This window comes from Niveispirillum fermenti, from assembly GCF_052474395.1.
The window spans coordinates 749,568-773,557 of the sequence record NZ_CP156678.1 but is presented as its reverse complement, the minus strand read 5'-3'; the positions used below and the strand labels follow the sequence as shown (position 1 = coordinate 773,557).

Sequence of the window (23,990 nt, the reverse complement as noted above, 5' to 3'; positions counted from 1 at the left end):
CTTAAGACATGCGCATCCTGGACATACGTGAAGCGGCGCTGCCGATGCGCAGCGATCTTCGAAATTCGGTCTTCTCCTTCGCCGAGATGACGGTATCGGTCGTGGCCGTGCTGACCGACCGGGTGGTCGAGGGCAAGCCGGTCATCGGATACGCCTTCAACTCCATCGGCCGCTATGCCTGTGGTGACCCGATGCGGGCCCGTTTCATCCCCCGGCTCACGCAGGCCCCGCCCGACAGTTTGCTGAATGCGGATGGCTATCTGGACCCGGCCAAGGCCCTGCGCCGCATGCTGGTCGGTGAGAAGCCGGGCGGCGACGCCGCGCGGTCGGTGCCAGTTGGCACGATCGAAACGGCCTTGTGGGATGCCGTGGCCAAGGCAAGGCGCCAGCCGCTGGCGGAGCTGATCTCGCAAACCTGGCGGCAGCGACCGATGGAAGCGCGGGTCCCATGCTATGTCGGCGGCGGCTGGTACAAGCCGGACAGCAAGCCCGGCGATGTGGCCGAGGAGCTTCAGCGCCATCTGGATGCCGGCTATACGCATATGAAGATCAAGGTCGGCGGCCTGTCGCTGGCCGAGGATATCGGCCGGGTGGAGGAGGCGCTGACGTTGCTGGGCGGTGATCCGCAACGGCTGTCCGTCGATGCGAACGGGCGCTTCGCCACGGCGGAAGCCCTGGATTATGCCAAGGCCCTGGCCCCCTTCAATCTGCGCTGGTTCGAGGAGCCCTGCCATCCCAACGACTTCCAGGCCTCCGCCACCATCGCCGCCGCCTATCCCGGCGCGCTGGCCACCGGCGAGAACCTGTTCAGTCCGCATGATGTCTGGAACCAGGTGCGGTTCGGTGGCTGGCGCGCCGACCGCGACTATCTGCAGATGGACCCGCCGCAGATTTACGGCATCGCGACCTATGCCGATCTGGTCCGGGACCTGGCGGCCGAGGGCTGGGGCCACGACCGCCATTTCCCGCATGGCGGTAACCAGATGTCGCTGGCCCTGGTGGCAGGGCTGGGGCTGGGCGGCTGCGAGGCCTATCCCGGCTTCTTCGGCGCGTTCGGCGGTTATGCCGATGATTGCGATGTCTCCAATGGATCGATGCCGGCCCCGCAGCGGCCGGGCATCGGCTTCGAGGGCCAAAGCCGGCTCCATGCGCTGATGCGCGAGGTTGCCACCGGCTGGATCTGAGGATCACAGCCCCCATGAATGGCCGGGAAGGACCGACGAAACACGGCCACCGGCAATGTGAACAATTTGCACATTCAAAAGGATCAACGATATGAGCGAGGAAACCCCGATGCGTCGCGACCCCGATGCCCCCCTGTCCGACGACATGCCCGAAGCGGTGCATGCGGACGGCATGCGCATTCTCTGGGATGCGCCCATCAGGATGAGCGACGGTGTCGTCCTGCGTGCCGATATCTTCCTGCCCGAAGCGCCCGGCCAGTACGCCGCCCTGATCTCCTATGGCGCCTATGGCAAGGGCGTTCCCATGCAGGTGGGGTACAAGAGTGCTTATGACCGCATGGTGCGCGCCTATCCGGACATCGCCGAGGGCTCCACGAACAAGTACATGAACTGGGAAGTCGCCGACCCGGAGAAATGGGTACCCGACGGCTTCATCTGCATCCGCGTCGACAGCCGGGGCGCCGGCCGCTCCAAAGGCGTGCTCGACCCGACCTCGGCGCAGGAGACGAAGGACATCTGCGAATGCATCGAATGGGCGGCGGCGCAGCCCTGGAGCAACGGCAAGGTCGGGATGAACGGCATTTCCTACTATGCGACGAACCAATGGTACGCTGCCGCCCAGCGTCCGCCGCATCTGGCCGCCATCTGCGTCTGGGAAGGTTTTGTCGACCGCTACCGCGATGCCGCGCGGCATGGGGGCATCCTGTCGCAGTTCGGCGCGGGCTGGTATGGCCGTCAGGTCCTGAAGATCCAGCACGGATACGGCAATCGCGGCATCAAAAATCCCAACAATGGCGAGTGGGTCAGCGGGCCGGAAACCCTGTCGGAAGAGGAACTGACGGCAAACCGCGCCGTGCCGATGGTTGACGGGGTGCTGAACCACCCGCTGGATGACGAGTTCTATTCCGCGCACACGCCCGATCTCAGCCGCATCGAGGTGCCGATGCTGTCCGCCGCCAACTGGGGCGGCATGGGCGTCCACCCGCGCGGCAATTTCGAAGGCTATCTTGCGGCCGGCTCCTCCCAGAAATGGCTGGAAGTGCATGGCGACAGCCATTTCAGCCCGTTCTACCGCGCCGAGGGTGTGGCGCTGCAGAAGAAATTCTTCGGACATTTCCTGCAGGGCAAGGATACCGGCTGGGATAAACAGCCGCCGGTGCAGTTGCAGATCCGCCGGCCGGGAGAGCATTTCACCATCCGCGATGAGCAGGAATGGCCGCTCGCCCGCACGCAATGGACCCGGTATTATCTCGATCCCGGCACGCATACCCTGACCACCACGCCCGCCACCGGCGCCCCGATCACCTACAGCACGACGGATCACGGCGTCACCTTCACCCTGCCGCCGTCCACCGAGGAGATGGAAATCACCGGCCCGGTGGCGGCCCGGCTGCTGGTGTCGTCCGACACGGTCGATGCCGACCTGTTCCTGGCCCTGCGGCTGTTCGCGCCGGATGGCAAGGAAGTGTTGTTCATCGGTTCCAACGATCCGCGCGTGCCCATCGCCCTGGGCTGGCTGCGCGCCTCCCATCGCAAGCTGGACCCGGCCAAGACGCTGCCCTACCGCCCCTATCACAGCCATGACGAGCTGCAGCCGCTGGTGCCGGGCGAGCCCGTCATCCTGGATATCGAAATCCTGCCGACCAGCATCGTGGTGCCGGCGGGCTATACGCTGGCGCTCAACATCCGTGGTTGCGACTATGACCATGGGCTGGGTGATGCCGGCCTTTCCGATCAGCCCTATCCGATGACCGGCGTCGGCCCGTTCCGCCATGCCGATCCGCGGGACCGGCCGCCGGACATCTTCGGCGGCAAGAACACGCTGCACTTCGTCGAAGGCAGCGAGCCCTTCCTTCTCCTGCCCGTCATTCCATCAGAGAAGGGATGAGCCACCGCACCGGCGGCGGTCCCCTTGACGGGACCGCCGCCCTGCAAGGTCAGGTGAAAAGCCTCGCCAAAATATAAGGGAGGACGCGCAAAGGGCGTCCCCCATTCCGGGAGATATTTCAATGGCTTCAGGCGGCTCGTTCGTTCCACGGCGGTTCACAAGCGCTGATCGTGTCATGTGGATCACCCAGGATCGCGTCTTCTATGCGGGGCTTCTGGGCACCCCCTGCCTGCATAGCCAGGGTGCCATCATCGCCAACATCGCGATCGATGGCCCGTTGCGCGTGCGGATCGACGGGGGCGAGTGGCAGTCGACCGAAGTCGCCATCATCCAGCCCCACGTGCCCTATGAAATCGCCTGCGAAGGGCGGCACGTTCTCAATGTCTCGATTGAGCCGGAAACGGTCGATATGGACCGGCTTCCCTCCCTGCTCCGCTCCTGCGGTGCCGTACACGCGCCCGATTTTGCCGAGCATGTCCGCGCGGTGCATCGCCGGCTCGCCGCCCCCGGTGCGGCGCTGGATTTGCGGCCATCCGATTTTGACCAGGTGTTTTTCGGCAAAGCCCTTCCCGCCCGCGCGCTTGACCGGCGCATCACCAGAGTGCTGGCAACCATCCGGGACAATCCCACCGGCAGCGTCGCCGCAGCGGAATGCGCCTCGCTGGTGAACCTGTCCTTTTCGCGTTTCCTGCACCTGTTCAAGGCAGAGGTCGGCATCCCCTTCCGAAACGTGCGCACCTGGAAACGCGCCCGCAGCCTGCTGCATCATGTGCATTCCAGCAGCAATCTGCTGCATGTCGCACTGGATATCGGCTACCCGGACAGCACGCATTTCAGCCACTCGATCCGTCAGGTCTACGGCCTGAAGCCCAAGGACATCATCGCCGGTTCGCGCAAGCTGCGCATCATCACTGATACGCCCGCACATTAGGGCGAGGTCAGCCAGTCCGCGCAAGACGGGCATGCCCCCTGGGGCAAGGATGCGGTGCATCGGCAATGCCCGCGCAACAATCGGCAATGCGCCCGAAAACCGGCGGCCAGCGACCAGCGGCACCCAGCATGAGCGACCTGACCATGATCGAAACGCCCCCCCTGCCCCACTATTTCACCCCGGAACACGAACAGTACCGATCCCTGCTCCGTAGCTTCGTGACGCGGGAGATCGCGCCGTTCGTCAATGACTGGGACGAGGCCGAGACATTCCCGCGCGACCTTTATCGCCGCTTTGGCGAGATTGGCGCGCTGGGCATCGGGTATGATGAGGAACTGGGCGGCACGCCGGCGGATATCTTCTATCATCTGATCACGTCGGAAGAGGTAGCACGCGCCGGTTGCGGCGGCTTGTCGGCCTCGCTTCTGTCGCACACGATCGGGCTGCCGCCCGTGGCCGCCTATGGCAGCGGCGCGCTGAAACAGCGGGTCGTGCCGACCGTTCTGGCCGGGGAGAAGATTGCGGCCCTGGCCGTGACCGAGCCGGGCGGCGGCTCCGACGTCGCCTCCCTGAAATGCTCGGCCGTGCGCGATGGCGACCATTATGTGCTGAATGGGGAGAAGACCTTCATCACGTCCGGCATGCGCGCCGATTTCATCACCGTCGCCGTGCGCACCGCACCGGGGTCCAAGGGCGCGGGCGGTGTCTCGGCCCTGCTGGTCGATGGTGACACGCCGGGCCTCAGCCGCACGCCGCTGAAGAAGATGGGCTGGTGGTGCTCCGACACCGCCCATCTGCATTTCGACGATGTCCGCGTGCCGGTCGCCAATCTTCTGGGCACCGAGCATGAAGGCTTCAAGGTCTTCATGAACAATTTCAACAGCGAGCGGCTGTCCATGTCGATCGCCTCCTGTGCCTACGCGCAGGTCTGTGTCGACGAGGCACTGGCCTGGGCGCGCGACCGCGTCACCTTCGGCCAGCCGCTGTCCCAGCGGCAGGTCATCCGTCACAAGCTGGTGGACATGGCCCTGAAGGTCGAGGCGGCCCGTACCTTCGTCTATGATCTGGCCTGGCAGATCGAACATCGCCACGGCAACCCGGAGCATCTGGTCGCCCGCGCCTGCATGGCGAAAATCCTGTCCACCCAGGCCATGCAATATTGCGCCGATCAGGCGGTGCAGATCCTGGGCGGCATGGGCTTCATGCGTGGCACCCGTTCCGAACGCATCTACCGCGAGGCCAAGGTGATGATGATCGGCGGCGGTTCGGAGGAGATCATGAAAGACCTGACCGCCCGGCAGCTGGGCATCTGAAGGATATTCCCATGCATGACCTGACCGCCGATCTCCTCGCCGAATATCGCCAACTGGCTGATCTCTGCGCCACCCTGTCGCCCGACCAGTGGCGCCAGCCCACGGATTTCTATGGCTGGACGCCCTGGGATGAGGTGGCGCATCTGCTATTCTTTGATGAAACGGCCTTGCTGGCGGTGAGCGACCCGGCCGGCTTCAAGGCCGACATGTCGGCGCTTGCCCGCGAAATGGCCGCCGGGAAGGAAATCAGCGCCATCGCCCGGCACCGCTTCAGCCTTCTTGACGGCGATGCGCTGCTGACGCTGTGGCAGGAACGGCATGAGGCGCTGGTGGCCGCACTCGCCGCGATGGATGCCAAGGAGCGCCTTCCCTGGTACGGCCCGCCGATGAGCGCCCGGTCCTTCGCCACCGCCCGGCTGATGGAAACCTGGGCGCATGGCCAGGATATCTGGGACATGCTGGGACGCGAGCGGGAGCCCGGCCCCGGCTTGCGTCACATCACGCATCTGGGCGTGACGACCTATGGCTGGACCTTCGTCAACCGCAAGCTCCCCGTGCCGCAGCCTGTCCCTTATGTGGCGTTGCAGACGCCGACGGGTGAGGAATGGGTGTGGGGCGAGCCCTCAAAGGATGATTTTGTGCGCGGACCCGCTCTCGATTTCGCCCTGCTGGTGACGCAGCGGCGCAACCGCGCCGACACGCGCCTGGAATGGGCCGGGGACGCGGCGGATCAATGGACCCGGCTGGCCCAGTGCTTCGCCGGCGAGCCTGCGGACGGCCCGCCGCCGGGGGCGAGAGGCTCGCAGCGCTGAGTTCCATCGTGGCGCATTCCGACGGCATCGACCTGACCCTGGCGCTGGCACCCCGCATGGCCCCGCTTCTGGCCCAGCGCACAGAGGGTCTGGGCCAGCGCATGCCGGCCGACCTGACCTTCGGCAATCTCTGGCTGTTCCGCCGCGCGCATCAGTGGCGCTGGCATGATGGCCTCTGGCCCTGCATCAGCGGCGTGACCTATGACGGGCAAGGACTGGCCCTGCCCCTGTTCGACATCGGTCAGGCGCCGATGGATGTATTGCGGGCCCTGGTCACCCGATACGGCGCCCTGTTCCCGCTGTGCGAGCGGGAAGCGAATGCCGTGCGCGATTGCGGCCTTGTGCTGACCGATAATCGCGACGATGCCGACTATGTCTACCAGGCGCAAGCATTCCGGACCTATCAGGGGCGGGTGCTTCAGAAGAAAGCCAACCTGATGGCGCAGCTTCTGGCCGCGCATGTCGTGGAGGCCGAGCCCTATGGCGTCCATCTGCGCGATGCCGCGCATCAGGTGCTGGACGGCTGGATGCAGGACAAGGGCAAGGCACCGGGCGAAGCGGATGAAGCCGCCTGCCATGACGCACTCACGCTTGCGCCGGAATTGGGCCTGCGGGGCTTCCTTTATCGCGCGGACGGACAACCAGCCGGGCTTCTGCTGGCGGAGCGGCTGCAGGACGGCGTCTGGGCCGTCCGGTTCGCGAAGGGGTTGGTGCGGTTCAAGGGCATCGCCCAATACATGTTCCACCATTTCGCCATCAGCGGCGGCACTGGTGCGGACGACAGGATCGACTGGCTCAATTTCGAGCAGGATCTCGGCCTGCCCAATTTCCGCCAGACGAAGATGAGCTACCAGCCGGCCATCCTCCTGCCCAAATGGCGCCTGCTGCCGCCAACGGCATAGCGCTGTTCCGGTCTGGCCGACCAGTTCGCGCAAGACCATGCGACGACGCGAACCTAGGCTGATGACATCGCCGCAGCCGCAGCAGAACAAGCAGCCATGCCCCAAATCAATTCCACGATCTCCACATCCTCCATGGCTTACACAGCCAATCGCGATCACATGCTCGGCCTGATCGAGCGGGTGCGCGTCTATGAAAGCCGGACCCAGGCAAAGTCCGCCGCATCGCGGGAGCGCTTCGAGAAGCGCCAACAGCTCCTGCCGCGCGAACGCCTGTCGCTGCTGCTCGATCCCGGCGCGCCGTTCCTGGAACTGTCCACCCTGGCCGGGCTGGGGCTCGATACGGCCAATCTTGATGCCAGCGTCCCCGGCGGCGGCGTCATCGCCGGCATCGGCTTCGTCAGCGGCGTCCGGTGCATGGTCTGCGCCAGCGACGCCGGCATCGATGCCGGCGCGCTGCAGCCGATGGGCCTGGACAAGCAGTTGCGCATCCAGGAAATCGCCCTGGAGAACAAGCTGCCCTATGTGCAGCTGGTGGAGAGTGCCGGCGCCAATCTGATGCAGTACCGCGTCGAGGCCTTCGTTCATGCCGGCAATGTGTTCCGCAATCTGGCGCGTCTGTCGGCCGCCGGCCTGCCGGTCGTAACCGTCACCCACGGGTCTTCAACGGCCGGCGGCGCCTACCAGACGGGCCTGTCGGATTACATCATCCTGGTCCGGGGCCGCTCCCGCGCCTTTCTGGCCGGACCGCCCCTTCTGAAAGCGGCGACGGGGGAGATCGCGACGGAGGAGGAACTGGGCGGTGCCGTCATGCATGCCTCCATCTCCGGCCTGGGCGACTATCTGGCGGAGGATGACCGCGACGGCCTGCGCATCGCCCGCAACATCATCGACCAGATCGACTGGAACCGGGGGCAGCCGCCGGAACTGCCGCGCAGCTTCAAGCCGCCGCGTTACGATGCCGAGGAATTGCTGGGCATCATGCCGGCGGACCACAAGCGACCGGCGGATATGCGCCAAGTCATCGCCCGCATCGCCGATGACAGCGACTTCCTGGAATTCGGCCCGGATTATGGCAGCGCCACCATCTGCGGCCATTTCAAGATCGAAGGCTATCCCGTCGGCGTGATCACCAACAACGGCCCCATCGATCCGGCCGGGGCGTCGAAGGCCACGCATTTCATCCAGGCCTGTTGCCAGTCCCGCACACCGATCCTCTATCTGAACAACACCACCGGCTTCATGGTCGGCCGCGCCTATGAAGAAGCGGGCATCATCAAGCATGGGTCCAAGATGATCCAGGCGGTGACCAGCGCCACGGTGCCGCAGATCACGATCTATTGCGGCGCGTCCTATGGGGCCGGCAATTACGCCATGTGCGGCCGCGGCTTCCACCCGCGCTTCTGCTTCAGTTGGCCCAACGCCAAGACGGCCGTGATGGGCGGCGAACAGGCCGCCCAGACCATGCGCATCGTCGCGGAAGCCGGCATGCGGCGCAAGGGACAGGTGGACGAAGCCCGGCTGGACGCCATGTCGGCCCGCATCGTCGACCTGTTCGACAGCCAGATGAGCGTGTTCACCACCAGCGCCCATCTGCTGGATGACGGGGTCATCGATCCCCGCGACACCCGCGCCGTGCTGGCCAATGTGCTGGCGACCTGCCGGGAGGCCGAGGCCCGCACCCCGCAGCCCATGCAATTCTCGGTCGCCCGTCCGTGATCGACCCTTTGACCAATCGGGCCCAAACCATGACCTCTCCCACGCCCTTTTCCAAGATCCTGATCGCCAATCGCGGCGAGATCGCGCTGCGCGTGATCCGCACGGCCCATGCGCAGGGCTACAAGACGGTGGCAGTCTATTCCACCGCCGACGCCCAGGCCGCCCATGTCATCGCCGCCGACCAGGCCGTCTGCATCGGGGAGCCGCTGCCGTCGCAATCCTATCTGCGCATTCCGGCCATCATCGAGGCGGCGCGGATCAGCGGGGCGGACGCGATCCATCCCGGCTATGGCTTCCTGGCGGAGAATGAGGAATTCGCCGCCGCCTGCCGTGCCGCCGGGCTGGTGTTCATCGGCCCCTCGCCCGAGGCGATCCGCGCCATGGGTGACAAGGCCGGCGGCAAGCGCCTGATGATCGCGGCCGGGGTTCCCTGCATCCCCGGCTATCAGGGCGACGACCAGAGCGAACAGCGCCTCTCGCAGGAGGCCGAGCGCATCGGCTATCCGGTGATGATCAAGGCCACGGCCGGCGGTGGCGGGCGCGGCATGCGCCTGGTGCCCTCCGCCGCACAGTTCGCTGACCTGCTGCGCAGCGCCCAATCGGAGGCCAAAAACGCCTTCGGCGACGCCACCGTCATCCTGGAACGGGCCATTGTCGAGCCGCGCCATGTCGAGATCCAGATCTTCGCCGACCGCCTTGGCAATGCCGTGCATCTGGGCGAGCGCGACTGTTCGGTGCAGCGGCGTCATCAGAAGGTGATCGAGGAAGCCCCCTCCCCCGCCGTGAACGCCGAGTTGCGGGCGCGCATGGGGGCGGCGGCCGTCACCGCCGCCAAGGCCATCGCCTATGAGGGCGCGGGCACGCTGGAATTCCTGCTGGACCGCGATGGCAATTACTACTTCATGGAGATGAACACCCGGCTGCAGGTGGAACATCCCGTCACCGAGGCCATCACCGGGCTTGATCTGGTCGAATGGCAATTGCGCGTCGCGGCGGGGGAACCCCTCCCCCTCTCCCAGGACGATATCCGTTTCAACGGTCACGCCGTCGAGGTCCGCCTGTGTGCCGAGGATGTGCGCGCCGGTTTCATGCCGCAGAGCGGCACGATGCGCCGGTGGGAGGTACCGTCCGGATTGCGGGTGGAACATGGCCTGCGGTCGGGAACGTCGATACCGCCCTTCTATGATTCCATGATCGCCAAACTGGTCGCGCATGGTGCAACACGCGACGAGGCGCGCCGCCGGCTGATCCGTGGTGTGGAAGGGACGGTAGCGCTGGGTGTGCGCACGAACCAGGAGTTCCTGGCGCGCTGCCTGTCGCATCCGGTGTTTGCGGCCGGTGGTGCCACAACGGCGTTTATCGGCCAGCATGAGGCGGATCTGGTTCCCGCCGATGAAGCCGGCACCACCCGGGCGGCCGTCGTTGGCGCCTGGCTGCTGCTGGAGACGGCGGCGGCCGGCCGCCACGGCGTCAGCGACCGGGGCCTGGCCCACGCGATGCCGCTCGGCCTGCGTTTCGCGCTTGATGGCAAGCGTTTGACGGCCAGCATTTCACAGGTCCAGCCCCACCGGTTCACGGTCAGGATGGACGGGACGGAACACACGCTCGACGCGGTCGATATCGACAAGGGCGAGGCCCGTTTCATCCTCGACGGGGTCATGAATATGGTGGCCTACGACCGTGACGGACCCAGCCTGTGGCTGCGTCTGGCCGGGCGGCCCTTTGTGCTGGACGACCTGACACGGGCCGCCGCTTCGCGCACCGAAGAAGGCGGCGGCGACGGCCGGGTACGCGCGTCGATGAACGGCCGTGTCGTGGCCATGATGGCAGCGGTGGGGGACGCGGTATCGCCGGGCCAGCCACTGCTCGCTCTGGAAGCCATGAAGATGGAACATGTCCACACCGCCCCCGTACAGGGGGTGATTACCGGGATCATGGTCGCCATCGGCGATCAGGTACAGGCACAGCGCGTGATGGTCGAGATCATGCAGAATGCCCCGCAAGGAACAGCAACATGAGTGACCTTCCATCGCCCACGGCAGAGATTTTTCACGAAAAACGTGACCAGTCCTTCTGGATCACCATCAACCGCCCCGACAAGCGCAACGCCCTGAATGCCGGCGTCATCGGCGGCCTGCGAGAGGGGCTTCGCGCGGCGCATGCCGATCCGGCGATACGGGTCATCGTCATCACCGCCACCGGCGACAAGGCGTTCTGCGCCGGCGCCGACCTGCAGCCCGGCAAGGCCTTCACACCCGACTTCTCGCAGCCCAACGGCGACTATGCCGATCTTCTGCGGGAGGCGCGGAATGCCACCCTGCCGATCGTGGTCCGGGTCAACGGCACCTGCATGGCCGGCGGCATGGGGCTGTTGTGCATGGCCGATATGGCGGTCGCGGCCGACCATGCGCTGTTCGGCCTGCCCGAGGTGAAGGTGGGTGTATTTCCGATGCAGGTGATGAGCCTGCTGCGGGAACTGGTTCCGATGCGGACCCTGCGCGAATGGGCGCTGACCGGTGAGCCGTTCTCAGCGGAGGAGGCACGCCAGGCCGGGCTGATCAACCATGTCGTTCCCCGATCCGATCTTGATGCCAGGACGCAATGGCTGATCGAACGCCTCACCGACAAATCGCCCACGGCGATAAGGTGGGGGAAATACGCGATGCGGGCGATCGCCGCCATGTCGTTCGATCAGGCCATTGCCTACACGGAAAGCCAGATCGCGTTGATGCCCATGACCGAAGATGCCCGCGAAGGCATGGCGGCGTTCCAGGAGAAGCGCAAGCCAGTCTGGACGGGGCGGTGAACCGGCCCGCCGATTTCCCGCCGCCTCCTGGCCGGGTTGCCCCCCCCCCCGACATTCTATCCCGAGATGATGATGGACCTGCTCGAACAAATTCGTGCTGTCGTCGGTGATGGCGGCCTGATCACCGGCGACGATGTCGCCAGCCGCCCGGCGGACTGGCTCGGCCGCACCACGGTCGAAGCCAGGGCCATTGTGCGCCCGCGTTCCACACAGGAATTGTCGGACGTGATGAGGCTCTGCCACGCGGCAAGGCAGACAGTCGTCCCGGCCAGCGGCCTCACCGGCCTTGTCCGTGGCCAGTCCTCGCGGCCGGAAGACATCCAGATTTCCTTCGAACGGATGCGTGCGATCGAAACGATCGACCCCGTGGGCCGCACCATCACCGTCCAGTCGGGCGTGCCCCTGCAGGCGGTACATGAAGCGGTAGCCGGACATGGGCTGATCTATGGCGTCGATCTCGGCGCGCGCGGTTCCTGCACGGTCGGCGGCAACATTTCGACCAATGCCGGCGGCAATACTGTCATCCGCTATGGAATGACCCGCGACAATGTCCTCGGCCTGGAAGCGGTTCTGGCCGACGGGACCATCATCTCCTCGATGAACACGCTGCTGAAGAACAATACGGCCTATGATCTCAAACAGCTATTCATCGGCAGCGAAGGCACGCTCGGTCTGGTGACCCGCGCGGTCCTGCGGCTGCACCCGGCGCCCGCCAGCGAAGCAACCGCGATCGTTGCCGTCGACAGTTTCGAGCAACTCACCCGGTTCTTCACGCTGGCCGGTGCCCGCCTCGGCAGCCTGCTGCGCTCGTTCGAAGTGATGTGGGACAGCTACTATGACCTGATCGGTATCCAGAGTGGCCGGCATCAGCCGCCCATCCCTTCCGGCCACAAGCTGTATGTCGTCATCGAAGTCGCCGGCACCGATCCGCAGCGTGATGAGGCGCTGTTCACCGAGATGCTGGGCGACGCGCTGGAACAGGGTATCCTCGCCGATGCGGCAATCGCCTCGTCCAAGGCCCAGCGCGATGCGATCTGGGCGATCCGGGAGGATGTCGAGGGACAAATTCATATGATGACGCCCGGCATCGCCTTCGATATCAGCCTGCCGATCGCGAAGATGCAGGATTATGTCGAAGGGCTGAAGGCCGGGCTGCAAGCCGCGTGCGGCGCCGACGCGCGCATGTTCGTCTTCGGGCATATCGGCGACAATAATCTCCATATCGTCGTCTCCCCCCGTCCCTGGAACGATCAGTCGAAGCAGGCGGCCGAAGAGATGGTCTATCGCCCGCTCCCCACGCTGGGCGGTGCGGTGTCGGCCGAGCATGGCATCGGCCTGGACAAGCGGACATGGCTGGCCCTGTCGCGCAGCCCGGCTGAACTGGCATTGATGCGCCAGATCAAGGCGGCCCTCGACCCGCTGGATCTCCTGAACCGGGGCAAGGTCCTCGGCGGGGCGGCGTGACCGGCATGGAGGAGTTTTCCCCGATGAATGTCTCCCCACCGATGCTAAGCAGACCCTGCGGATATCCCGGCAGCGGGACCGAGACCCGTTCGGCCCCGTCGCATTTCTGGCCCATATCAACGGCGCCATTGGCCGTCAGCTTGAAACTGCCCAGATAGCGGTTATCGCCGCCGCCGTCATCCAGGCTGTCGGGCAGGCTGTCGGGAATGACGCCGGGGAACGCCACGCAGCCCATGGGACCGCGCTTGGTGACCAGCAGGGCGCTCGTCTGTTCCCGGATGGCGCGCAGGCAGGCGATGGTATCGGTGCTGCCGCCCAGGATATGCACCTCCTCCTCCGTGCCGATGATCAGATCACAGAGCGGCAGCACCTCCTGCAAGCTGTCGGTCACGGATTGATCGGCGACGAACCGGTTGTCACCCGCATCACGACCGGTCAGGCCCCAGAGGACCGGCCGGTAATCGATATCGAACACGACACGCCCGCCGGCGGCCCGCACGCCCGGCTGTGACAGATGGGTGCCATTGATCAGCACGGACCGCGCGCGGGCCACCAGTTCCAGATCCACGATAAGCCTTTCCCGGAACAAGGACGGCTGTCGACCGTCCAGGGGAGGGTCCATGTTCAAGGATTTCACCATCCATGATCTGGACTTGGCCCCCTGGCTTCTGGGGGAGAAGGTGACGGAAATCTTCGCCTTGGCGTCCTGTCTGGTCGATCCGGAGATCGGGCGGCTGGGCGATATGGACACGGCCAAGCTGGTGCTGCCCACCGGTTCCGGCCACCTCTGCACCCTGTCGAACCGCCGGCGCCGCGGTTACGGCTATGACCAGCGGATCGAGGCGTTCGGGTCAAGAGGCAAGGTGAAGGCCGACAATTTGCTGGAAAGCACCGTGCCCGTCTGGGGTGCCGAAGGGGCCGCCGCCGCCCCTTCCTGGGCCGCTACGCCGCCTACCGCCTGGAAATGGACCATTTCGCCGACATCCTGTCGAGCAAGGCAACCCCCGCCATCACCTATGAGGACGACGTCGGGACAGGTGGTGACACTGTAACGGCTGACCTTTCCCCGCACCATGAAAAGGCCCGCTCCGCCAGCGCCTTCTTCAACGGATCAAGCAGGCCGTTCTGGTCAAACACCGCCTTCGCATCGCCGCCGGCCAGCAACTGGTCCAGAAGCACATCGGGGATAAACGGCCATCATCTCCGCCTTTCTCTGGCGGGCCAGAGCGGCCTCATATTCGGCGTTTCCGCAATCCTGGATCTCATAGAGCTTGCCGCAGCTTTCCTGCGCCGAGACGAAAGCAACCTCGCCAGAAAAACCCTACTTGGATAGGACATGGGCGTTCTCCAGATGGAAATAGATGCCGTTCACATCCTCCGCCGACAGGCGCAGCGTGCCTTGCAGCCGAATCTGGTCCAGCGTCGCCGTCACCGGTTCCGCCGCACTGACCTGGATCAGGTCGGCCGGGCCCGGCGGCGGGCAGAAGGGACAGGTCGGGGCCAGGGAGGAGAGCAGGAAGCTGCGGCTGGTCTCGCCCGTGTCCAGGGGCAGGAAGAACCCGGCCACCGTGAAGGGCTGACCATCCAGCGCCTGCACCCCCGGCCCGAAGATGGCGACAAGGCGATCCACCTCCTGGATCCGCTTCTGCGTCTCCTGCGTGTCGGCCAGCCTGTCCCAGCCCAGGGTGGCACGCGGCACGGCCCGCGGGTCATGCGGCGCCGCCGGCGCCGGACCTTGCACCTGCTGGAAGGCCAGGGCCGGCAGGGCACTGACCAGCACAGCCAGAAGCATCGCAAGCTTCATCATCCTCATGATGCCTATCCCTTCGCCAGCAGCCGACTGACATCGGTGCGGTAGGCCTGGATGGACGGCAATGCGGCCGCCAACAGCGCCACCAACAACGCCAGTGCCAGCAGCCAGGCCTCTCCCGGCACGAACTGCCCCGCCGACAGGCCGAGATCGCGGGCACGGACGGAAAAGGCAGACAGGGCCGCCACGCCGGCATGGGCCAGGACGATGCCCAGCAGGGCGCCCCCCAGCGCCACCAGCAGCGCCTCGGTCAATATCTGCCCCGTGATCCGCGCGCGGCCGGCACCCAGGGCCCGCATCACCGCCAGATCGTATTGGCGCTCCTGCAGGGCATTGGCCAGGGCCACGAAGGTGGAGAGACCGGCCGCCAGCACCAGCACCAGGCCCAGCAGCCGCATGGCATCCAAGCCGATCCCCATCAGGGCGCGCAGGCGCAGCATCTCTGCCGCCGGGCTGGCGGCCTGCATGCCGGTCTGGCTGTTGATCTCGCGCGGCAACCGGGCGGCGGCCAGCGGGGTGGCATAGCGGACCAGGATGGCCGTCACCTCACGGTCATGGTCGGTGCCTTCGGTGGTGGATTCGTGGTCGTGATCGGGGTCGGCCTCGTGACCATGGTCATGATCCTCCCCGGCCTCGTCAGGTTCGTCATGATGATGGTGATGATGGTCATGCACGGCCCAGACGCTGGCCACCGGGGTCAGGACCAGCCGGTCCAGCACCGTGCCGGTGCGGGCGAGCACGCCGACGACCCGATAGGGCATGTCGGCATGCGCCTCTCCCCCCGCCGTCAGCCCGTGACTGCCGACCAGCGTTGCATCCAGGCCCAGGCCGGAGGTTGCCGCAACCTCGGCCCCCAGCACCGCCTCCATCGGTCCCTCGAACAGCCGGCCCGCCGCCAGGCGGCCACCATAATGGTCGATATAGGCGGGCTCCGTGCCCAGGATGCGGAAGCTGCCGAAACGGTCGCCCATGGCGACGGGCACGGCCTGCCGGACCAACGGATTGCGGCGCAGGTCCGCAACGGCGGCCAGCGGGACATTGCCCGTGGGCACATCCACCTGCAGCACGGCCGAAAGCACCAGTTGCAGGGGGCTGCCCTTGGCCCCCACCACCATGTCGATGCCGGTCACATCGCGCACCAGACGGTTCTCCAGCCCCCGCTCCAGCAGCAGCAGGAAGGCGATGACAGCCACGCCCAGCGCCAGCAGCAGCAGGTTCAGCCCCGTGGTCAGCGGCCGGCGGCGCAGATAGGCGAGGCTCAGTCCCAGCATGTTCATGCCGCGCGCTCCACCGGCCTGGCCAGTTCCAGCAGCACGGGCAGCCGTGCCGTCAATCGCCGGTCGTGGGTTGCCACCAGCAGGGTGACGCCGCTCAAATCCGCCTGTTCCAGCAGCAGGTCGATGACCGCATCGCAATTCGCATCATCCAGCGCGCTGGTCGGCTCGTCGGCCAGCAGCAGGGAGGGCTGGTTGACCAGGGCACGGGCCACGGCCACACGTTGCCGCTCCCCCTGCGACAGGTCGGCCGGCAGGGTGCCTGCGCGGTCGGCCAGCCCGACCCGGGCCAGCAGATCCATGATCGCCTGCTCATCCGGCCCCTTGCCGGCCAGCCTCCGCGCCAGACGCAGATTGTCGGCGACACTGACGGCGGCAATCAGGTGCAATTGCTGGAAGACGATGCCCACATGGTCAGCCCGCAGCCGATCGCGCCCAACATCACCGATGGAGCGCAGATCGTTTCCCAGCAGCAGCAGGCTTCCCTGGTCGGGTACCAGCAGGCCCGCCAGGGCATGCAACAAGGTGGTCTTGCCGCTGCCGCTCGGCCCCAGCAGCAGCCCATGCCGCCCCCGCGCAAGGGTCAGCTTTGAAACCTCCAGGATACGGCGTGAGCCGGCATGGTGGACGACATCAGTCAGCTCGGCGAGATCATGATCAGGCATGAGAGGTCCTGGCGGGGCGCTTCGATTATAACGATATAACATCACATATCGGAGCTGCACCATGCGCATGCCGATTAAATCCGTGTAATCAACGGGAACCTGAAACACCCGGATTCAGGCCGGTTCGGACAATACCGTGCTTTTCCATGGCATCATCTGCCCGTCTCAAGGTCGAACTCACGTTATTGTGAAATGTTATAACGTAACATATTTTCTCGCGGCACTTCGGATATCCCATTGGAAACGACTACTCTATGAGCCCGCATCGATTGAAAACCGCCGCCTGCATCGGCGCCCCGCTCGCCGCCTTGCTGACGTCCACCACCTGTCTGGCGGAAGCGGCCGATCCCTCTCTGGCCCCGGAAATCGTGGTGACAGCCACGGCTACGCCGCACACCACCGTCACCAGCCCGGCCACGGCCAGCGTCATCACCAAGGATGAGTTGGCCAGACGCCCCGTCCAGGACCTGGCCGATGCTGTGCGCGGCACGCCGGGCGTCACCTTGACGGGCGTGGGTCTGTCCCGGCGCGGCATCGCGCTGCGCGGCTTGTCGGAGGAACATACGCTGACCCTGGTGGATGGCCGCCGGGTCAATGTCGCCTCCGCCGCCATGGCCCATACCGATTTCGACCTGAACTGGGTGCCGATGGAGGCGGTGGAGCGGATCGAGCTGATCCGCGGCCCTCTTTCCTCTCTCTATGGCTCGGAAGCTCTGGGCGGCGTGATCAATGTCATCACCCGCAGCCCCACCGACAAGTGGCAGGGCATTGCCAAGCTGGATGGGGGCTTGCGTGAGGATGGCAAGGGCGGGGCCACCCATCAGGCCGGCGCCTGGCTGGCCGGCCCGCTGGTCCAGGATATTCTGGGGATCAGCCTGTCCGGCCGCCTGCACCGCCGCCAGAACACACCCGACGCCAACGAGCCACGCCTCACCGCCCTGGAAGGCCGTGACAGCTTGTCGGGCAGTGCCGCCCTGACCTGGACGCCCGATGCGGCCCAGCGCATCGACCTGACCTATGGCCGGGGTGACGAGGAACGCTGGCGCAATGCCCAGCAGGCCGGCGCCAGCCCCTATTTCTATGAATCCATCGACGACATCGACCGGGAGCAGATGTCGGTCAGCCACAAGGGCAATTGGGATTGGGGCCATACGGAAATCCAGGCCTACCGGTCGCAGCTGGACCGGGTGAACAGCCGCAGCCGGGGGGCCGCCACGCAGCCCAGCCGCCTGACCGATGATATCGTCGATGGCCATGTGAGCGTGCCGTTGTTGGGCAACCATCTGCTGACCGCCGGCGGCGAATGGCGGCGGGAAGAATTGCGCGACAGCACGGTCAATGCGGCGGGAGAGGCCGATACCGACCATGCCGCCCTGTTCATCCAGGATGAGATCACGCTGACCGAAGGCATGTCGCTGGTGCTGGGCAACCGCGCCGACCATCATGCGGAATATGGCTGGCAACACAGCCCCCGCGCCTACCTGACCTATGCCGTCACCGATGCGCTGACCGTGAAGGGCGGCGGCGGGCGCGGGTTCAAGGCCCCCAGCCTGAAGGAATTGTCGCCGGGCTATTCCGCCGTCGGCGGCGGCGGACAGTTCGCCATTGTCGGCAATCCCGATCTGGACCCGGAGATCAACACCAGCTACGAGGTCGGTGCCGAATACCGGCCCGGCGGCTGGGCGCTGCGCGGCACCCTGTTCCAGAACGACCTGAAGGACCTGATCCAGACCCTGTGCACCGCGTTTTGCGGCCAGCGCGGGCGGGAGCGGCGCACCTACCAGAATATCGACCGCGCCCGCATCCGTGGCGCGGAGATGGGTGGCGAGGTCACGCCCATCGACAGCCTGACCCTGTCGGCCAACTATACCTGGATGGCGACGGAGAACCGCGTCACCGGCCTGTCGCTGGCCGAGCGGCCGCGCCATGCCGGCAATGTCGCCGCCGAATGGACGCCCATCGCCCCGCTGACCGCACGGGTACGCGGCCAGTATGTCGGCAAACAGGTGGTCTATAGCGGTGCCATCGCCAACCAATTGCCCGACTATACGCTCTGGTCGCTGGACGTGTCCTGGCGCCTGACCGACGCCGTGACGCTGCGCGCCAATGTGGAGAATATCGGCGACGAGGAACTGGCCGCCCAGTCGGCGCTATATTCCTATTCGGAGCCGGGCCGCAGCTATAATCTCGGTCTGTCGGTGAGCTTCTGATGCGCGTTCCATATGAAGCTGGGTTGATCGGAACCGATCAACCCAGCCCCTCAGGCGCCGGGCGCCGCCATCCGGCGGCTTGGCTACGCGCGCATGGGCGCGCGGGCGCTCAACGCGCCAACCCAGCTGCGGGAAGCAGCTGGGTATTGCGGCTGTTCCTGACACTTCTAGCCCTCATACTTACCATCCCGGCCGCCTTGGCGGCCGACCGGCCAACCGTCCGCATCATCACCAGCGACTTCGTGCTACCCGGCAAGATCAAGCGGCTGGCGGAGATCGGTGCGGCCCAAGGCGTGGATGTACAGGGGCTTTGGGTGGAGAAGACTTCCGGCACGCCCGCCGACTGGCTGGCCGGGGCCGATCTGGTCATCATTGATGCCCCGCGCGGCAACGACATGGCCAAGGTTCGGGAACGGCTGGGCGGGGTGCTGGAGGCTTCTTCCATCCCCTGGCTGCGCATCGGCGGCGGACCGCCCGGCGCCGGCGGCATGCCGCCGGATCAGGCGAAAACCTTGATTGCCTATTACGCCAATGGCGGCCCGGCCAATTTCCGGGCCTTGTTCACCATTGTGGCGGCACAGGCAGGGGGTCGCGATCCCGGGCCGCTGCCGGCCCCGGAACTGCTGCCCAAGGCGGGACTTTATCATCCGGCCGCCCCCGGTCCCTTCACCGATGCACCGGCCTATCTGGCCTGGGGCCGGGAGCGCTGGGCCAAGGATGCCCCGCGCGTCGCCATCGCCATCAATACCAGCATGCTGTCGGGCATGCAGACCCGCATGATCGACGCGCTGGTGGAACGGATGGAGCAGGCCGGCCTCGCCCCCCTGCCCTTCTGGTTCGAGGCGGGCAAGGATGACGGCATGACCAGCCTGCTGGCACCCGCCGGCATCGACGCGATGGTCAACCTGACCCATATGCAGAATGGCCCGGCGCGTGTCGCGGAACTGCTGGCGCTCGACGTGCCCGCCCTCCCCGCCTTCACCTGGCAGGAAGGGGACGAGGCGTCCTTCCTCCAATCCACAAGCGGCATCCAGGCCGGCACCATGGCGGCCCTGCTGACCGTGCCGGAAGCCTGGGGCATGGCCGACCCGATGGTGATCGGCGCCCTTGCCGATGGCGAACCGGTGCTGATGGCAGCCCAGGCCGACGCGCTGATCGCCAAGCTGAAGCGGCTGGCGACCCTGCGCCGCAAGCCGGCGGCAGACAAGCATCTGGCCCTGATGTTCTGGAACCACCCGGAGGGGGAAAAGAATATCAGCGCCTCCAACCTGAACATCCCGCGCAGCCTGGAACATCTGACCAAGGCATTGAAGGCAGCCGGCTATGCGGTGGAACCGCACAGCGAGGCGGAAATCACCGCCAGGGCGCAATCCATGCTGGGCGGGCTGTACCGGCCCGAGGCAGAACTGGAAGGGCTGATGGACAAGGGGTTCGCGGTCGCCGTGCCCCTGTCGGCCTACAAGGCCTGGTTCGCCACCTTGCCGGCGGCACGGCAGGCGGAGGTGAATGCCGCCTGGGGCGATCCGGCCAGACATTGGGCGCTGCGACAGGTGAAGGGCGAACCCGCTTTCATCATCCCCGTCACCCGCCTGGGCAATCTGACCCTGCTGCCGCAGCCGCCGCGTGCCGGCAGGCCCGGCGCCTCCTATCACGATACCAAGGTGCCGCCCGACCATTTCTATCTGGCGGCCTATCTCTGGCTGCGCGGATCGGGAGCCGATGCGCTGATCCATTTCGGCACGCACGGCACCCAGGAATGGACACCGGGCAAGGACCGGGGCCTGTCAGTCAGCGACTATCCGTTCCTGACGGTGGGCGACCTGCCGGTCTTCTACCCCTATATCCAGGATAATGTCGGGGAGGCGATGCAGGCCCGCCGCCGTGGCCGCGCCGTCACCATCAGCCACCAGACCCCGCCCTTCGCCCCGGCCGGGCTTTACGACGAACTGCGCGACCTGCACACGCTGGTGCATGAATACCAGCAGTTGGAGGAAGGGGCCGCCCGCGACGCCACCGCCGCCCGTATCCGCGCTGCGGTGAGGGCAGCGAACATGGACAAGGATCTGGGCTGGGACGCCGCTCGCATCGCGGCCGATTTCCCCGGCTTCATGGGCGTGCTGCATGACCATCTGCATGTGCTGGCACAGGATGCGCTGCCGCTGGGCCTGCATGTGTTCGGCCAGCCGGCAACGCCGGAACACCGCCTCTCCACGGTGATGCAGCAATTGGGCGGGGACTTCTACCGTCTGGCAGGCAGTGAGCCGGATGAGCTGTTCGCCGGCGACTTCAGCCAGTTGCAGCAAGCCGAACCCTATCGATTGCTCCAACGCCATCTGCGCGAGAGCGCCCCTGTGGACGGGATTGTGGATGCGGGCCTGCGCGCACAGGTGGAACGCGCCGTCGAACTGGACCGCCATCTTGCCGAAACCGGCGAGTTGGAGGCTCTGCTGGCAGGGCTTTCCGGCCGCATAGTGCATCCGGGGCCGGGCGGTGACCCGATCCGCAATCCCGATGTGCCCAGCGGCCGCAACCTCTATGCGTTCGAACCCAACAAGCTGCCCACCCGCAGCGCCTATGAGGCCGGCGAAAAGGCGCTGGCCGACCTGATCACAGCCTATCAGGGAGAGCATGAGGGAAAGATGCCCATCAAGCTGGCCTTCACCCTCTGGTCGTCGGAGGCTATGCGGCATCTGGGCGTGGTGGAAAGCCAGATCCTGTGGGCCATGGGCCTGCGCCCGGTCTGGGACCAGGGCGGACGGGTGACAAGTATCGAGATCATTCCGGTGATCGAACTTGGAAGGCCCCGCATCGATGCCGTGCTGCAGATCACCAGCGTCTATCGCGACCAGTTCGACGGGTTCATGCGCCTGCTGGCCGATGCCATCGACCGGCTGGCCATGCTGGACGAGCCCGGCAACAATATTGCCGCCAACAGCCGGCTTCTGGCCGCCGACCTGGTGAAATCCGGGATGGAACCAGCCGCCGCCCGACAGGCCGCCACTCTGCGCCTGTTCAGCAACGAACCCGGCGATTACGGCTCCGGCCTGCCCGGCGCCGTGCTGGACAGCACGCAATGGGAGGATGAGGGCAAGCTGGCCGAGAGCTTCCTTTCCCGCCTGCAATATGGCTATGGCGCCCAGCAATGGGGCGTGAAGCTGGACGGAACCAACCTGTTCGCCCGGCAATTGTCAGGCGTGGAGGCGGCGGTGCTGTCGCGCTCATCCAAGCTGCATGGCATCCTGTCCACCGACCACCCGTTCGAATATCTGGGCGGCCTGTCGCTGGCCGTGCGCCATCTGGATGGTGCCAGCCCGTCGCTCTATGTCGCCGACCTGCGCAACCCGCAGGCCCGCATCACCGGCGCCGCCAGCTTCCTGGCGGACGAGCTGCGCACCCGCTACCAGAACCCGCACTGGATCAAGGCGATGCAGGCCGAAGGCTATGCCGGCACGCTGGAGATGCTGAATGTCGTCAACAACCTGTTCGGCTGGCAGGTGACCGATCCCGGCACCGTGCGCGCCGACCAGTGGCAGGCCATGCACGACACCTATGTCATGGACCGGCGCGAACTGGGCCTGAATGAATGGTTCGAGGCCAGCAACCCGACGGCGCAGATGCAGCTTGTCGAACGGATGGTGGAGGCCATCCGTAAAGGATATTGGGATGCGTCTGCCCAGACCCGCGCCGAACTGGCGCAGCGCTGGCAGGAACTGGCCGACCAGACCGGCACCCAGGCGACAGCGGTACAGACAAGCAACTTCATCGAGACCATGGCCGCCGGCTTCGGGCTGGATGCCGGCGTGGCGGGGGCGACTGCCGCCAGTGCCGATGCCGCATCCGTGCAGGGACAGGTGATGCGGCAGGTGCAGCCCGATGAACAGGGCGGCGAGCCGCCGCCCTGGCACCGCTGGGCCGGGCTGGGCCTGCTGATGGCCCTGATCACGGCGGGTGCGCTGCACCAGCGCCGCCTGAATGACGCAACCATTTAAGGAGAGATGACGGATGAACGCCCTTGAAGCCAGCCTTTACGATCTGGCTGGCCTGTTCATGATTCCGGTGATACTGCTGATCCTGGCGGCACTTGCCTATGCCTTCCTGGCGCTGGGTGGTTTTGCGATGGAGGCGTGGCAGCGCCGGCGCAGCCGCCACCGCTCCGCCCTGGCCGCCTTCCATGCCGCCACCGGTGCCGCCACCGATGATCTGGAACTGTGGATCCTGAAACGGCTGGAATGGGTGCGCATCGTGTCACGCACCGCGCCCATGCTGGGGCTGGTGGCGACCATGATCCCCATGGGCCCTGCCCTGCTGGCCCTGACCCGGAATGAGGGGGCAACCATGGGCGAGAACCTGGCCGTGGCCTTCGCCGCCGTCATCCTGTCGCTGGTGGCGGCCAGCATCTGCTTCTTCATCCTGACCATCCGCCGTCGCTGGCTGCTGGAGGAACTGCGCCGCATCGAACGGGCGGGAGGCAAGTGATGCGCTTTCTGGAAGGGGATGAGGCGGATGATCCGCTGCTGTCGGTGGTCAACCTGATCGACCTGTTCCTGGTGGTCATCGCCGTCCTGATGATCATGATCGTCCGCAACCCGCTGAACCCGTTCAGCCAGGACAAGGTGACGGTGGTGGAGAATCCCGGCACGCCGGAGATGCGCATCACAATCAAGGACGGCCAGGAGCTGACCCGCTATGACAGCACCGGCCAGATTGGCGAGGGCAAGGGCGTGAAGGCCGGCATCACCTATCGCCTGCCCGACGGGCGCATGATCTATGTGCCAGAGGGGGAGGCGGGATCGGCACCTTGATCGCCGCCCGCCCCTTCCCCTATCCCGCCACCAGCTTGAACCGGCGGCTGGCGGTGGAGAAGGTGACGTCCACCGTGTCGAAGGCCCGCGCGATGGCCCCGCCCTCGATCATCGCCTGCGCGCTGCCTTCTCCGACATGGCCATCCGGTAGTGACAGGCCCATGGTGATTTTCCGATGATCAGGGGACTTGAGCGACCATCAGGCTGCCCCCC

At 66.0% G+C, this 23,990-nt stretch carries 19 protein-coding genes and 1 pseudogene; 15 read left to right on the top strand and 5 right to left on the bottom strand.

What is annotated here, in order from left to right; all coding sequences use genetic code 11:
• Positions 1 to 8 precede the first annotated feature (8 nt).
• The 10 genes from ABC728_RS02920 (at position 9) to ABC728_RS02875 (ending at position 13,016) form a co-directional block, all read left to right on the top strand.
• Positions 9 to 1,184: an enolase C-terminal domain-like protein gene (locus tag ABC728_RS02920; protein WP_416619721.1), complete on the top strand. Its 1,176-nt coding sequence runs from the start codon at positions 9 to 11 to the stop codon at positions 1,182 to 1,184.
• A gap of 91 nt (positions 1,185 to 1,275) precedes the next feature.
• Positions 1,276 to 3,072, top strand: a complete 1,797-nt coding sequence (locus ABC728_RS02915; RefSeq protein ID WP_416619722.1) for a CocE/NonD family hydrolase — start codon at positions 1,276 to 1,278, stop codon at positions 3,070 to 3,072.
• A gap of 175 nt (positions 3,073 to 3,247) precedes the next feature.
• Positions 3,248 to 4,003, top strand: a complete 756-nt coding sequence (locus ABC728_RS02910; RefSeq protein WP_416619723.1) for a helix-turn-helix transcriptional regulator — start codon at positions 3,248 to 3,250, stop codon at positions 4,001 to 4,003.
• Positions 4,004 to 4,146: 143 nt separating this feature from the next.
• Positions 4,147 to 5,316 (top strand): acyl-CoA dehydrogenase family protein, encoded by a 1,170-nt coding sequence (locus ABC728_RS02905; protein WP_445376324.1) that lies wholly within the window; start codon positions 4,147 to 4,149, stop codon positions 5,314 to 5,316.
• Positions 5,317 to 5,327: 11 nt separating this feature from the next.
• Positions 5,328 to 6,128: a TIGR03084 family metal-binding protein gene (locus ABC728_RS02900; RefSeq protein ID WP_416619725.1), complete on the top strand. Its 801-nt coding sequence runs from the start codon at positions 5,328 to 5,330 to the stop codon at positions 6,126 to 6,128.
• 8 nt (positions 6,129 to 6,136) lie between these two features.
• Positions 6,137 to 7,030, top strand: a complete 894-nt coding sequence (locus ABC728_RS02895) for a phosphatidylglycerol lysyltransferase domain-containing protein (RefSeq protein ID WP_416619726.1) — start codon at positions 6,137 to 6,139, stop codon at positions 7,028 to 7,030.
• 96 nt (positions 7,031 to 7,126) lie between these two features.
• The gene (locus ABC728_RS02890; protein ID WP_445376257.1) at positions 7,127 to 8,746 is read left to right on the top strand and encodes an acyl-CoA carboxylase subunit beta; all 1,620 of its coding nucleotides are present in this window, start codon (positions 7,127 to 7,129) and stop codon (positions 8,744 to 8,746) included.
• Between the two features lie 29 nt (positions 8,747 to 8,775).
• Entirely contained in the window at positions 8,776 to 10,764 is a 1,989-nt protein-coding gene (locus ABC728_RS02885) for an acetyl-CoA carboxylase biotin carboxylase subunit (RefSeq protein WP_416619728.1), read from the top strand.
• A complete protein-coding gene (locus ABC728_RS02880; protein WP_416619729.1) occupies positions 10,761 to 11,552 on the top strand; it encodes an enoyl-CoA hydratase/isomerase family protein in 792 nt (263 codons plus the stop codon). Before ABC728_RS02885 ends, ABC728_RS02880 begins: the two co-directional genes overlap by 4 nt.
• A 72-nt stretch (positions 11,553 to 11,624) precedes the next feature.
• Positions 11,625 to 13,016, top strand: a complete 1,392-nt coding sequence (locus tag ABC728_RS02875; protein ID WP_445376256.1) for an FAD-binding oxidoreductase — start codon at positions 11,625 to 11,627, stop codon at positions 13,014 to 13,016.
• 169 nt (positions 13,017 to 13,185) lie between these two features.
• On the opposite strand, the pseudogene ABC728_RS02870 reads toward ABC728_RS02875, so the two are convergent.
• Positions 13,186 to 13,584: pseudogene (locus ABC728_RS02870) on the bottom strand (bifunctional 5-dehydro-2-deoxygluconokinase/5-dehydro-2-deoxyphosphogluconate aldolase); the annotation flags it as partial.
• A gap of 52 nt (positions 13,585 to 13,636) precedes the next feature.
• Here ABC728_RS02870 and ABC728_RS02865 point away from each other — a divergent pair.
• On the top strand, positions 13,637 to 14,068 hold the full coding sequence (locus tag ABC728_RS02865; RefSeq protein WP_416619732.1) for a Gfo/Idh/MocA family protein: 432 nt from the start codon (positions 13,637 to 13,639) through the stop codon (positions 14,066 to 14,068).
• A 269-nt stretch (positions 14,069 to 14,337) separates the two neighbouring features.
• Here ABC728_RS02865 and ABC728_RS02860 read toward each other — a convergent pair whose 3' ends face one another.
• The 3 genes from ABC728_RS02860 to ABC728_RS02850 are packed head-to-tail and all read right to left on the bottom strand — an operon-like array spanning position 14,338 to position 16,765.
• Positions 14,338 to 14,829 (bottom strand): DUF3299 domain-containing protein, encoded by a 492-nt coding sequence (locus tag ABC728_RS02860; RefSeq protein ID WP_416619733.1) that lies wholly within the window; start codon positions 14,827 to 14,829, stop codon positions 14,338 to 14,340.
• 5 nt (positions 14,830 to 14,834) lie between these two features.
• Positions 14,835 to 16,103, bottom strand: a complete 1,269-nt coding sequence (locus ABC728_RS02855; protein ID WP_416619734.1) for an FtsX-like permease family protein — start codon at positions 16,101 to 16,103, stop codon at positions 14,835 to 14,837.
• Positions 16,100 to 16,765: an ABC transporter ATP-binding protein gene (locus ABC728_RS02850; protein ID WP_416619735.1), complete on the bottom strand. Its 666-nt coding sequence runs from the start codon at positions 16,763 to 16,765 to the stop codon at positions 16,100 to 16,102. Before ABC728_RS02850 ends, ABC728_RS02855 begins: the two co-directional genes overlap by 4 nt.
• Before the next feature lie 254 nt (positions 16,766 to 17,019).
• On the opposite strand from ABC728_RS02850, the gene ABC728_RS02845 reads away from it, so the two are divergent.
• The 4 genes from ABC728_RS02845 (at position 17,020) to ABC728_RS02830 (ending at position 23,777) form a co-directional block, all read left to right on the top strand.
• A complete protein-coding gene (locus ABC728_RS02845; RefSeq protein WP_416619736.1) occupies positions 17,020 to 18,975 on the top strand; it encodes a TonB-dependent receptor domain-containing protein in 1,956 nt (651 codons plus the stop codon).
• Positions 18,976 to 19,127: 152 nt separating this feature from the next.
• Positions 19,128 to 22,964 (top strand): cobaltochelatase subunit CobN, encoded by a 3,837-nt coding sequence (gene cobN / locus ABC728_RS02840; RefSeq protein WP_445376323.1) that lies wholly within the window; start codon positions 19,128 to 19,130, stop codon positions 22,962 to 22,964.
• Positions 22,965 to 22,977: 13 nt separating this feature from the next.
• Positions 22,978 to 23,451, top strand: a complete 474-nt coding sequence (locus tag ABC728_RS02835; protein ID WP_416619738.1) for a MotA/TolQ/ExbB proton channel family protein — start codon at positions 22,978 to 22,980, stop codon at positions 23,449 to 23,451.
• Complete coding sequence (locus ABC728_RS02830; protein ID WP_416619739.1) at positions 23,451 to 23,777, top strand: DUF2149 domain-containing protein; 327 nt, start codon at positions 23,451 to 23,453, stop codon at positions 23,775 to 23,777. The genes ABC728_RS02835 and ABC728_RS02830 overlap by 1 nt, the downstream gene beginning before the upstream one ends.
• A gap of 19 nt (positions 23,778 to 23,796) precedes the next feature.
• Here the strand turns inward: ABC728_RS02830 and ABC728_RS02825 are convergent, their stop codons facing one another.
• Entirely contained in the window at positions 23,797 to 23,940 is a 144-nt protein-coding gene (locus ABC728_RS02825) for a hypothetical protein (RefSeq protein ID WP_416619740.1), read from the bottom strand.
• Between the last annotated feature and the right edge of the window lie 50 nt (positions 23,941 to 23,990).

What these genes read in the sequence shown, in the direction of transcription:
- ABC728_RS02880 (WP_416619729.1), top strand. Translation starts at nt 10,761, where the DNA reads ATGAGTGACCTTCCATCGCCCACGGCAGAGATTTTTCACGAAAAACGT.
- ABC728_RS02905 (WP_445376324.1), top strand. Translation starts at nt 4,147, where the DNA reads ATGATCGAAACGCCCCCCCTGCCCCACTATTTCACCCCGGAACACGAA.
- ABC728_RS02825 (WP_416619740.1), bottom strand. Translation starts at nt 23,940, where the DNA reads ATGGGCCTGTCACTACCGGATGGCCATGTCGGAGAAGGCAGCGCGCAG.
- ABC728_RS02910 (WP_416619723.1), top strand. Translation starts at nt 3,248, where the DNA reads ATGTGGATCACCCAGGATCGCGTCTTCTATGCGGGGCTTCTGGGCACC.
- ABC728_RS02830 (WP_416619739.1), top strand. Translation starts at nt 23,451, where the DNA reads ATGCGCTTTCTGGAAGGGGATGAGGCGGATGATCCGCTGCTGTCGGTG.
- ABC728_RS02900 (WP_416619725.1), top strand. Translation starts at nt 5,328, where the DNA reads ATGCATGACCTGACCGCCGATCTCCTCGCCGAATATCGCCAACTGGCT.
- ABC728_RS02915 (WP_416619722.1), top strand. Translation starts at nt 1,276, where the DNA reads ATGAGCGAGGAAACCCCGATGCGTCGCGACCCCGATGCCCCCCTGTCC.
- ABC728_RS02855 (WP_416619734.1), bottom strand. Translation starts at nt 16,103, where the DNA reads ATGAACATGCTGGGACTGAGCCTCGCCTATCTGCGCCGCCGGCCGCTG.
- ABC728_RS02885 (WP_416619728.1), top strand. Translation starts at nt 8,776, where the DNA reads ATGACCTCTCCCACGCCCTTTTCCAAGATCCTGATCGCCAATCGCGGC.
- ABC728_RS02845 (WP_416619736.1), top strand. Translation starts at nt 17,020, where the DNA reads ATGAGCCCGCATCGATTGAAAACCGCCGCCTGCATCGGCGCCCCGCTC.
- ABC728_RS02920 (WP_416619721.1), top strand. Translation starts at nt 9, where the DNA reads ATGCGCATCCTGGACATACGTGAAGCGGCGCTGCCGATGCGCAGCGAT.
- ABC728_RS02875 (WP_445376256.1), top strand. Translation starts at nt 11,625, where the DNA reads ATGGACCTGCTCGAACAAATTCGTGCTGTCGTCGGTGATGGCGGCCTG.
- ABC728_RS02850 (WP_416619735.1), bottom strand. Translation starts at nt 16,765, where the DNA reads ATGCCTGATCATGATCTCGCCGAGCTGACTGATGTCGTCCACCATGCC.
- ABC728_RS02865 (WP_416619732.1), top strand. Translation starts at nt 13,637, where the DNA reads ATGTTCAAGGATTTCACCATCCATGATCTGGACTTGGCCCCCTGGCTT.
- ABC728_RS02860 (WP_416619733.1), bottom strand. Translation starts at nt 14,829, where the DNA reads ATGAGGATGATGAAGCTTGCGATGCTTCTGGCTGTGCTGGTCAGTGCC.
- ABC728_RS02890 (WP_445376257.1), top strand. Translation starts at nt 7,127, where the DNA reads ATGCCCCAAATCAATTCCACGATCTCCACATCCTCCATGGCTTACACA.
- ABC728_RS02835 (WP_416619738.1), top strand. Translation starts at nt 22,978, where the DNA reads ATGAACGCCCTTGAAGCCAGCCTTTACGATCTGGCTGGCCTGTTCATG.